General features: G+C 60.9%; 9 protein-coding genes. 6 read left to right on the top strand and 3 right to left on the bottom strand.

The annotated features are described in order from the left end of the window. From hisG to hisC, 3 genes are all read left to right on the top strand, one after another. On the top strand, positions 1 to 421 hold a 421-nt coding region (gene hisG / locus PMI29_RS02055; RefSeq protein WP_033052767.1), incomplete at its 5' end, for an ATP phosphoribosyltransferase. 125 nt (positions 422 to 546) lie between these two features. Next, positions 547 to 1,884, top strand: coding sequence for a histidinol dehydrogenase (gene hisD / locus PMI29_RS02050; RefSeq protein ID WP_008003887.1), 1,338 nt, complete (start codon positions 547 to 549; stop codon positions 1,882 to 1,884). Positions 1,885 to 1,886: 2 nt separating this feature from the next. Further along, positions 1,887 to 2,939 carry a histidinol-phosphate transaminase gene (hisC, locus tag PMI29_RS02045; RefSeq protein WP_008003889.1) on the top strand — a complete coding sequence of 351 codons (1,053 nt, stop codon included), beginning with the start codon at positions 1,887 to 1,889 and terminating at the stop codon, positions 2,937 to 2,939. A 123-nt stretch (positions 2,940 to 3,062) separates the two neighbouring features. On the opposite strand, the gene algW is transcribed toward hisC, so the two are convergent. After that, entirely contained in the window at positions 3,063 to 4,223 is a 1,161-nt protein-coding gene (gene algW / locus PMI29_RS02040) for a Do family serine endopeptidase AlgW (RefSeq protein WP_008003891.1), read from the bottom strand. A gap of 103 nt (positions 4,224 to 4,326) precedes the next feature. Here algW and PMI29_RS02035 point away from each other — a divergent pair, with 103 nt between their 5' ends. The 3 genes from PMI29_RS02035 (at position 4,327) to cysN (ending at position 8,169) form a co-directional block, all read left to right on the top strand. Continuing rightward, positions 4,327 to 5,085: a Nif3-like dinuclear metal center hexameric protein gene (locus PMI29_RS02035; RefSeq protein ID WP_008003893.1), complete on the top strand. Its 759-nt coding sequence runs from the start codon at positions 4,327 to 4,329 to the stop codon at positions 5,083 to 5,085. A 258-nt stretch (positions 5,086 to 5,343) separates the two neighbouring features. Beyond that, positions 5,344 to 6,261 (top strand): sulfate adenylyltransferase subunit CysD, encoded by a 918-nt coding sequence (gene cysD / locus PMI29_RS02030; RefSeq protein WP_008003894.1) that lies wholly within the window; start codon positions 5,344 to 5,346, stop codon positions 6,259 to 6,261. Positions 6,262 to 6,270: 9 nt separating this feature from the next. Then, the gene (gene cysN, locus PMI29_RS02025; protein WP_008003896.1) at positions 6,271 to 8,169 is read left to right on the top strand and encodes a sulfate adenylyltransferase subunit CysN; all 1,899 of its coding nucleotides are present in this window, start codon (positions 6,271 to 6,273) and stop codon (positions 8,167 to 8,169) included. Positions 8,170 to 8,352: 183 nt separating this feature from the next. On the opposite strand, the gene PMI29_RS02020 is transcribed toward cysN, so the two are convergent. Together PMI29_RS02020 and pta are read right to left on the bottom strand one after the other, a co-directional pair. Next, on the bottom strand, positions 8,353 to 9,258 hold the full coding sequence (locus PMI29_RS02020; protein ID WP_008003899.1) for an acyltransferase: 906 nt from the start codon (positions 9,256 to 9,258) through the stop codon (positions 8,353 to 8,355). Continuing rightward, positions 9,259 to 11,183 (bottom strand): phosphate acetyltransferase (gene pta / locus PMI29_RS02015; RefSeq protein ID WP_008003902.1); only part of this gene is annotated, 1,925 nt, incomplete at its 5' end.

Below are 11,183 nucleotides of genomic sequence, written 5' to 3' on the forward strand. Positions count from 1 at the left end.
TGTGCTGATGGAATATGGCGGCCAGGGCCTGTACGAGCCATTGGACCTGCAAATTGCCCAGTGCAAGCTGATGACGGCCGGCAAGGTCGGCGCGGTCGAGCCCAAGGGCCGCCTGCGCATCGCCACCAAGTTCGTCAACGTTGCCAAGCGTTATTACGCTGAACAGGGTCGTCAGGTCGACATCATCAAGCTGTACGGCTCGATGGAGCTGGCACCGCTGATCGGCCTTGCCGACAAGATCATCGACGTGGTCGACACCGGTAACACGCTGCGGGCCAATGGCCTGGAGCCACAGGATTTCATTGCCGCCATCAGCTCCCGGCTGATCGTCAACAAAGCTTCGATGAAGATGCAGCACGCCCGTATCCAGGCGTTGATCGACACCCTGCGCAAGGCAGTGGAGTCTCGACACCGCGGCTGATTCACCTGCGCGACGTTAAGTCGCGCCCGTCTATCCGCCTCATAGCCAGAATTCTCAGGTGCCCAAGCGGATCGAATGTTAGCTTCGGGCGCCTGAGTTTTTGCCAATTCTATGAGGCTCTCGCTATGACCGCACCGACTGCAATTCGCCGACTCAACGCTGCTGAACCGGATTTCGCGCATCATCTGGATCATCTGCTGAGCTGGGAAAGTGTGTCTGACGACTCGGTCAATCAGCGGGTGCTGGACATCATCAAGGCCGTGCGTGAGCGTGGCGACGCGGCACTGGTGGACTTTACCCGCCAGTTCGACGGCCTGGACGTGAAGTCCATGGCTGACCTGATCCTGCCGCGCGAGCGTCTGGAGCTGGCGCTTACCCGCATTTCCGTGCCTCAGCGTGAAGCACTGGAAGTCGCCGCGGCTCGTGTGCGCAACTACCACGAAAAACAGAAGCAGGACTCCTGGAGCTACACCGAGGCCGATGGCACCGTGCTGGGCCAGAAAGTCACGCCGCTGGACCGCGCCGGCCTGTACGTACCGGGCGGCAAGGCGTCGTACCCGTCGTCGGTGCTGATGAACGCGATTCCGGCCAAGGTCGCCGGCGTCACGGAAGTGGTCATGGTCGTACCAACTCCGCGCGGTGAAATCAACGAACTGGTGCTGGCTGCTGCCTGCATCGCCGGCGTCGACCGTGTGTTCACCATCGGTGGCGCTCAAGCCGTTGCCGCATTGGCTTACGGCACCGAAAGCGTGCCGAAGGTCGATAAAGTGGTCGGCCCGGGCAACATCTATGTCGCCACCGCCAAGCGCCACGTGTTTGGCCAGGTCGGTATCGACATGATCGCCGGTCCTTCGGAAATCCTCGTGGTGTGCGACGGCCAGACCGATCCGGACTGGATCGCCATGGACCTGTTCTCCCAGGCCGAGCACGACGAAGACGCCCAGGCCATTCTGGTCAGCCCCGACGCCGAATTCCTCGACAAGGTCGCCGCCAGCATCGCCAGGCTGATGCCGACCATGGAGCGCGCCGCGATCATCGAAACCTCGATCAATGGCCGTGGTGCACTGATCAAGGTTCGCGACATGGAACAGGCCATCGAAGTGGCCAACCGCATCGCACCGGAGCACCTCGAATTGTCCGTTGCCGATCCACAAGCCTGGCTGCCGCAGATCCGCCACGCCGGCGCGATCTTCATGGGGCGTCACACCTGCGAAGCCCTGGGCGACTACTGCGCAGGTCCCAACCACGTGTTGCCGACCTCCGGCACTGCGCGCTTCTCTTCGCCGCTGGGCGTGTACGATTTCCAGAAACGCTCGTCGATCATTTTCTGCTCCGAGCAGGGCGCGTCCGTTCTGGGCAAGACAGCCTCCGTGCTGGCCCGTGGCGAGTCGCTGACCGCCCACGCCCGTAGCGCCGAATACCGCATCGTTGATGAAGACTTTCCACAAGGGCAGGGAAACTGAACATGAGTAAATTCTGGAGCCCGTTCGTCAAGAATCTGGTGCCTTACGTGCCGGGCGAACAGCCGAAACTGGCGAAACTGGTGAAGCTCAACACCAATGAAAACCCGTACGGTCCATCGCCGAAAGCCTTGGCTGCGATGCAAACCGAACTCAATGACAACCTGCGCCTGTACCCGGACCCGAATAGCGATCTGCTGAAGAACGCGGTCGCCAAATACTACGGCGTGCAGAACAATCAGGTGTTCCTCGGCAACGGTTCCGATGAAGTGCTGGCGCATATCTTCCACGGTTTGCTGCAGCACGATCAGCCGCTGTTGTTCCCGGACATCAGCTACAGCTTCTACCCGGTCTACTGCGGTTTGTACGGCATCACCTTCGATGCGGTGCCGCTGGACGAGCAATTCCAGATCAACCCGGCGGACTACGCCAAACCGAACGGCGGGATCATCTTCCCTAACCCGAATGCGCCGACCGGTTGCCTGTTGGCGCTGGAAGCGGTGGAGCAGATTCTCAAGGCCAGCCCGGACTCGGTGGTGGTAGTGGATGAGGCTTACATCGATTTCGGCGGCGAGACGGCGATCTCCCTGGTGGACCGCTATCCGAACCTGCTGGTGACCCAGACCCTGTCCAAGTCCCGTTCCCTGGCCGGTCTGCGGGTAGGCCTGGCGGTTGGGCATCCGGACCTGATCGAAGCGCTGGAGAGGATCAAGAACAGCTTCAACTCCTATCCGCTGGATCGTATGGCCAATGTCGGTGCAGCCGCCGCATTCGAAGATCGCGAGTACTTCGACAAGACCTGCCGTTTGGTCATCGAGCACCGTGAATGGGTGATTGCGCAGCTGGAAGGGAAGGGCTTTGAAGTGCTGCCGTCGGCGGCGAATTTCATTTTCGCCCGTCACCCCCGGCACGATGCGGCAGGTATCGCGGCTAAATTGCGCGAACAGGGCGTTATTGTCCGGCACTTCAAGCAGGAACGGATTGCCCAGTTCCTGCGGATCTCCATCGGCACGCCAGAGCAGAATCAAGCGCTGATCGACGGCCTGGGCGACCTCTAAACCAGCGCTGCCCCCTGTAGGAGCGAGCCTGCTCGCGATGGCGGCCTGACAGTCAACAATGATGTTGAATGTTATGGCCTCATCGCGAGCAAGCTCGCTCCCACAGGTTTTTGGGTTGCCCGCTTACTCTTCTTCTTTCTCTTGGGCCGGAGCCGGCGGCGGACGCAGGCCGACTTCCGCGGTCAGCTTGAGCTCCTTGCCATTGCGCATCACCTCGATCGCGACCTTGTCGGTCGGCTTGATTCGCGCCACCTGATTCATCGAGCGACGGCCATCACCGGCCGGTTCGCCATCGATGGCAAGAATCACATCACCCAGTTGCAGGCCGGCCTTCTGTGCCGGGCCGTCGCGGAAAATCCCCGCCACGACAATGCCCGGGCGACCGGACAAGCCGAACGACTCGGCCAGTTCCTGGGTCAGCGGCTGCACTTCAATACCCAGCCAGCCACGAATCACCTGGCCGTGTTCGATGATCGACTTCATCACTTCCATCGCCAGCTTCACCGGGATCGCGAAACCGATGCCCTGGGAGCCGCCGGACTTGGAGAAGATCGCCGTGTTGATGCCGGTCAGGTTGCCGATGGCATCCACCAGCGCACCACCGGAGTTACCCGGGTTGATCGCCGCATCGGTCTGGATGAAGTCTTCGTAGTTGTTCAGGCCTAGTTGATTACGCCCGGTGGCGCTGATAATGCCCATGGTCACGGTCTGGCCAACGCCGAACGGGTTGCCGATGGCCAGCGCCACGTCGCCGATGCGGATGTTGTCGGAACGCCCCACGGTGATCGACGGCAGGTTTTTCAGGTCGATTTTCAGAACCGCGAGGTCAGTTTCCGGGTCGCTGCCGATCACCCGCGCCAGGGTTTCCCGGCCGTCCTTGAGTGCCACCACGATCTGGTCGGCGCCGCTGGTCACGTGGTTGTTGGTCAGGATGTAGCCTTCCGGGCTCATGATCACGCCGGAGCCGAGGCTCGACTCCATGCGCTTCTGCTTGGGCGAGTTGTCGCCAAAGAAGCGCCGGAACTGCGGATCTTCGAACAACGGATGGTTGGGTTTGTTGATGACTTTGGTGGTGTACAGGTTCACCACCGACGGCGCCGCGGTGGATACCGCTTCGGCATAAGACACCGGACCTTGCTGCATACTGGTGGTTTGCGGCGCTTGTTGCAGATTGACGTCGAGGCTCGGGAGCCCGACCCACTGCGGGTAACGCTGGATTATCAAAAGAGCGACAAGCACGCCGGCCAACAGCGGCCAGCCGGAAAAACGCAGCGCCTTGAGCATTAAGCACGTCCTGAGAGAGTTGCAGGCGGTATGAGACCGCTCATAATGACGCGCATTATACGAGGCCGCACGTGCCTCTGAACGGGATATTTAGGAGTCTTTTATGGCCGTCGCCCTGAGCACCCTGGTCGAAGAAGCCGACCGTTACCTCAACAGTTCGAAAATTGCCGACTATTGCCCCAACGGCCTGCAGGTCGAGGGACGGCCGCAAGTGATGCGCATCGTCAGTGGCGTCACCGCCAGCCAGGCCTTGCTTGATGCGGCCGTGGAAGCCAATGCCGACCTGGTGCTGGTGCATCATGGCTACTTCTGGAAAGGCGAGAACCCGTGCATCACCGGCATGAAGCAGCGCCGCTTGAAGACCCTGCTCAAGCACGATATCAGCCTGTTGTCCTATCACCTGCCGCTGGATCTGCACCCGGATGTCGGCAATAACGTGCAGCTCGCGCGGCAGCTCGACATCACCGTCGAAGGGCCGCTGGACCCGGACAATCTGAAGATTGTCGGCCTGGTCGGCTCGCTGAATGAGCCGATGATGCCCCGGGATTTCGCCCGCCGCGTCCAGGAGGTGATGGGCCGTGAGCCGCTGCTGATCGAAGGCAGCGCCATGATCCGCCGCGTTGGCTGGTGCACCGGTGGTGGCCAGGGTTACATCGATCAGGCCATTCTGGCCGGCGTCGATCTGTACCTCAGCGGCGAGGCTTCCGAGCAAACCTTCCACAGTGCCCGGGAAAACGACATCAGCTTTATCGCCGCCGGTCACCACGCAACCGAGCGATACGGCATTCAGGCGCTGGGGGATTACCTGGCGCGGCGCTTTGCGCTGGAGCACATCTTCATCGATTGTCCCAATCCGATCTGAATCCGGGATCCCCTGTAGGAGCGAGCTTGCTCGCGATGAACCTGAGAACACCGCGGGGTGTCAGGCTGCCTGCGTTATCGTTGACGACCATCGCGAGCAAGCTCGCTCCTACAGGGGGGGCGATGTGCCCAAACAGCGGGGCATAATCATATGCTCTTTCGATCTAGTTGGTGTCCTGATTAGAAGAGGTCGCTGTGCTAGGATCCCCGCTCGAACACGGCCCGCTGGCCGTTCATAAGAAAGTTTTCGTGAGTAGCCATGGTCGACAAACTGACGCATCTGAAACAGCTGGAGGCGGAAAGCATCCACATCATCCGCGAGGTGGCCGCCGAGTTCGATAATCCGGTGATGCTGTACTCCATCGGTAAAGACTCCGCAGTGATGCTGCACCTGGCACGCAAGGCGTTCTTCCCGGGCAAGCTGCCGTTTCCGGTGATGCACGTCGACACTCGCTGGAAATTCCAGGAGATGTACGCTTTCCGTGACAAGATGGTCGCCGAACTGGGCCTCGACCTGATCACCCACGTCAACCCGGAAGGCGTGGCGCAAAACATCAACCCGTTCACCCACGGCAGCGCCAAGCACACCGACATCATGAAGACCGAGGGCCTGAAGCAGGCACTCGACAAGTATGGTTTCGACGCAGCATTCGGCGGCGCCCGTCGCGATGAAGAGAAATCCCGCGCCAAGGAGCGCGTGTACTCGTTCCGCGACAGCAAGCACCGCTGGGACCCGAAAAACCAGCGCCCCGAGCTGTGGAACGTCTACAACGGCAAGGTCAACAAGGGTGAGTCGATCCGCGTCTTCCCGCTGTCGAACTGGACCGAGCTGGACATCTGGCAGTACATCTACCTTGAAGGCATCCCGATCGTTCCGTTGTATTTCGCCGCCGAGCGCGAAGTCATCGAGAAGAACGGCACGCTGATCATGATCGACGACGAGCGCATCCTCGAGCACCTGAGCGACGAAGACAAAGCGCGCATCGTCAAAAAGAAAGTACGTTTCCGTACCCTTGGTTGCTACCCGTTGACGGGCGCGGTGGAGTCCGAGGCCGAAAGCCTTACGGACATCATTCAGGAAATGCTCCTGACGCGAACTTCCGAGCGCCAGGGCCGCGTCATCGATCACGATGGTGCCGGCTCGATGGAAGACAAAAAACGTCAAGGTTATTTCTAAGGGGCTGTCATGTCGCATCAATCTGATTTGATCAGCGAGGACATCCTCGCCTACCTGGGCCAGCACGAACGTAAAGAGCTGCTGCGCTTCCTGACCTGCGGTAACGTCGACGATGGCAAGAGCACCCTGATCGGGCGCCTGCTGCACGACTCCAAGATGATCTACGAAGATCACCTGGAAGCCATTACCCGCGACTCGAAAAAAGTCGGCACCACCGGTGAAGACATTGACCTGGCGTTGCTGGTCGACGGCCTGCAGGCCGAGCGCGAACAAGGCATCACCATCGATGTCGCGTACCGCTATTTCTCTACCGCCAAGCGCAAATTCATCATTGCCGACACCCCCGGCCATGAGCAGTACACCCGCAACATGGCCACCGGTGCATCCACCTGCGACCTGGCGATCATCCTGGTCGACGCCCGTTACGGCGTGCAGACCCAGACCCGTCGCCACAGCTTCATCGCCTCCCTGCTGGGCATCAAACACATCGTTGTGGCCATCAACAAGATGGATCTCAAGGACTTCGACCAGGGCGTGTTCGAGTCGATCAAGGCCGACTACCTGCAGTTCGCCGAAGGCTTGAAGATGAAGCCCACCAGCATGCACTTCGTGCCGATGTCTGCCTTGAAGGGCGACAACGTGGTGAACAAATCCGAGCGCTCGCCGTGGTACACCGGCCAGTCGCTGATGGAAATCCTCGAGACCGTGGAAGTAGCGGGCGATCGCAATTTCACCGACCTGCGTTTCCCGGTGCAGTACGTCAACCGTCCGAACCTGAACTTTCGTGGTTTCGCCGGTACGCTAGCCAGCGGCATCGTCAAGAAGGGCGACGAAGTCGTGGTACTGCCGTCGGGCAAGAGCAGCCGCGTGAAGTCCATCGTCACCTTCGAAGGTGAGCTGGAGCACGCGGGTCCTGGTCAGGCGGTGACGCTGACCATGGAAGACGAGATCGACATCTCCCGTGGCGACCTGTTGGTACACGCCGACAACGTGCCGCCGGTGACCGACAGCTTCGAAGCCATGCTGGTGTGGATGGCTGAAGAGCCGATGCTGCCGGGCAAGAAATACGACATCAAGCGCGCCACCAGTTACGTGCCGGGCTCCATCGCCAGCATCGTCAACAAGGTCGACGTGAACACCCTGGAAGAAGGCCCGGCCAGCGCGTTGCAACTGAACGAAATCGGCAAGGTCAAGATCGCGCTCGACGCGCCGATTGCCCTCGACGGTTACGACAGCAACCGCACCACCGGCGCGTTCATCATCATCGACCGCTTGACCAATGGCACCGTTGGCGCCGGCATGATCGTCGCCCAGCCTTTGGCCCATGGCACCAGCACGCACCACGGCAAACTGGCCCACGTTGCCACCGAAGAGCGCGCACAGCGCTTCGGCCAGCAACCGGCCACCGTGTTGTTCAGCGGCTTGTCGGGCGCGGGCAAAAGCACCCTGGCGTATGCGGTTGAACGCAAGTTGTTCGACATGGGACGTGCGGTGTTCGTGCTCGATGGCCAGAACCTGCGCCACGACCTGAACAAAGGCCTGCCACAGGATCGCGCCGGGCGTACCGAAAACTGGCGTCGTGCCGCGCACGTTGCGCGTCAGTTCAACGAAGCCGGTCTGCTGACCCTGGCGGCGTTCGTCGCGCCGAGTGCCGAAGGTCGTGAACAGGCCCGGGAACTGATCGGCAAGGAGCGTCTGTTGACGGTCTACGTCCAGGCTTCACCTACGGTCTGCGCCGAGCGTGATCCGCAAGGTTTGTATGCGGCGGCCGGGGATAACATCCCGGGTGAGTCCTTCCCGTACGACGTACCGCTGGATGCCGACCTGGTGATCGACACCCAGTCTGTGTCGCTGGAAGAAGGCGTCAAGCAAGTGCTGGCTCTGCTGCGTGAGCGTGGGGCGATCTAAGCGTTAGTGGTCAATAAAAAACCCGCAGATGAGTGATCACCGGCGGGTTTTTTTGTGTTTGGTAATCAGTCAAAACAAACACTAAACCTGTGGGAGCGAGCTTGCTCGCGATAGCGGCGGATCAGTCGACATAAATTCTGAATGTACGACCGCTATCGCGAGCAAGCTCGCTCCCACAGGGGGTCAGTGTTGCTTTGGAAATTCGCGATGCATCTGCGCAAGCAGAGCATCCTTGTCCTGCCACAGCTGATTGATCCAGCCCTGGAACTGCAGGCGGTATTCGCCGTCCTGGTCGTAGTTCTTGCCGATGAACTGTGGCGGAATCCTCAGTTCTTCAAAGTGCACCACCACGTCCGCAACGTTACCGCACAACAAATCCCAGAAACCCGGGCGCCCGGCGGGGTAGTGGATGGTCACGTTAACGATCGATTCAAGCTGTTCGCCCATCGCATCCAGCACAAAGGCAATGCCTCCGGCCTTGGGCTTGAGCAGGTACTTGAAGGGTGACTGCTGTTGGGCATGCTTGCCCGCGGTGAAGCGCGTGCCTTCGACGAAGTTGAAAATGCCCACCGGGTTGTCGCGGAACCTCGCACAGGTCTTGCGGGTGGTTTCCAGGTCCTTGCCTTTCTTTTCCGGGTGCTTCTCCAGATAAGCCTTGGAGTAGCGCTTCATGAACGGAAAGCCCAGCGCCCACCAGGCCAGACCTATGACCGGGACCCAGATCAGCTCCTGTTTGAGAAAGAACTTCAGCGGTTGAATGCGCCGGTTGAGCACGTATTGCAGCACCAGAATGTCGACCCAGCTCTGATGGTTGCTGGTGATCAGGTACGAGTGCTGGTAGTCGAGGCCCTGCAGGCCGCTGATGTGCCAGCGGGTGCGGCGGACCAGGTTCATCCAGCCTTTGTTGTTGCTGATCCAGGCTTCATGGGTATGGCTCATCAGCCAGCCCGCGATACGTTGGGTGAGGGCGAACGGCAATGCCTTGACGATTGCCACGCAGAACAGGAACGAGCAGAGCAATATCGTATTCAGTGCTAACAGCAGCGAGGCGATCACGCCGCGCAACGGGGCGGGTAGGAAGTCCAGCATTCACACATCCATAGGTCGGTTGGCGGCTTGAATCGCAGTCAGGGCAATGGTGTAGACGATGTCATCGACCTGCGCGCCGCGCGGTAAATCGTTCACCGGTTTGCGCAGGCCTTGCAGCATTGGCCCGAGGCTGACGCAATCGGCGCTGCGCTGTACGGCTTTGTGCGTGGTGTTGCCGGTGTTGAGGTCGGGGAACACGTACACCGTGGCACGACCTGCCACCAGACTGTTCGGCGCCAATTGCCGGGCCACGCTTTCGTTGGCGGCGGCGTCGTACTGCAAGGGGCCGTCGATCAGCAGCGAGTGCTGTTGTTCGTGTGCCAGCAAGGTCGCCTCGCGGACCTTCTCGACTTCTTCGCCGCTGGCCGAATCACCGCTGGAGTAGCTGATCATCGCCACCCGTGGCGTGATGCCGAATGCGGCGGCCGAGTCAGCGCTTTGCAGGGCGATCTCGGCCAGCTCGCTGGCGCTCGGGTGCGGGTTCATCACGCAGTCGCCGTAGACCAGCACCTCTTCCGGGAACAGCATGAAGAACACCGACGACACCAGGGTGCAGCCAGGTGCCGTCTTGATCAGCTGCAGGGCCGGGCGGATGGTGTTGGCGGTGGTGTTGATCACGCCCGACACGAGGCCGTCGACTTCATCCAGGGCCAGCATCATGGTGCCAATGACCACGGTGTCTTCCAGTTGTTGCTCGGCCATTGGTGCGTTGAGGCTTTTGCTTTTGCGCAGCGCGACCATCGGCTCGACATAACGCTCGCGGATCGAGTCCGGATCGATGATTTCCAGCCCCGGTGGCAACTCGATGCCCTGGGCGCGGGCGACGGCCTGCACGTCCTCGGGCTTGGCCAGCAACACACAGCGAGCGATGCCACGGGCCTGGCAGATCGCGGCAGCCTGCACGGTCAGCGGTTCGCTGCCTTCGGGCAGCACGATGCGCTTGTTGGCCGCCTGGGCGCGCTGGATCAATTGATAGCGGAAAACCGCTGGCGACAGGCGCATCTCCCGTGGTGTACCGCAGCGCTGATGCAACCAGTCGGCATCGAGATGGCCAGCGATGAAATCGGTGATGATCTCGGCACGCTCGCGGTCGTCGATGGGGATTTCCTTGTTCAGGCCATTGAGCAGGTTGGCGGTGTCATAGGAACCGGTACTCACCGACAGCACCGGCAACCCGGCCTGCAGGGCGCCGCGGCACAGGTCCATGATGCGTGGGTCGGGCAGGGTGTCGCTGGTCAAAAGCAGGCCGGCGAGCGGCACACCGTTCAAGGCTGCGAGGCTGACGGCGAGGATGATGTCGTCGCGGTCGCCGGGGGTCACCACCAGCACACCGGGCTTGAGCAGCTCCACGGTGTTGCGCATGGTGCGGGCGCAAATGATGATTTTGGTCATGCGCCGGGTTTCATAATCACCGGCGTTGAGTACTTGCGCGCCCATCAGGTCGGCGACGTCGCGGGTGCGCGGGGCGTTCAGTTCCGGCTGGAACGGAATGCAGCCGAGCAAGCGGAAGTCACCACTGCGCAGCAACGGCGAATGCTCTTTCAGGCGCGTGGCGAAGGCGTCCATGCTTTCGTCGGTCTTGACCTTGTTGAGGATCACGCCGAGGACTTTCGGGTCTTTCGGGCCGCCGAACAATTGCGCCTGCAACTCGACGCGGCCGGAGAGTTCGGTCAGCACTTCGTTTTCCGGTGCAGAGACCAGGATCACCTCGGCGTCGAGGCTCTTGGCCAGGTGCAGGTTGACCCGCGCGGCGTAACTGGCGCTGCGGGTCGGCACCATGCCTTCGACGATCAGCACGTCCTTGCCGACGGCCGCCTGCTGATACAGGGTGATGATTTCTTCGAGCAATTCATCGAGCTGACCGTCGCCGAGCATGCGCTCGACATGGGCCAGGCCCAGTGGCTGAGGCGGTTTCAAGCCATGGG

The organism is Pseudomonas sp. GM49, assembly GCF_000282355.1.
In the GTDB taxonomy this organism is placed as follows: domain Bacteria; phylum Pseudomonadota; class Gammaproteobacteria; order Pseudomonadales; family Pseudomonadaceae; genus Aquipseudomonas.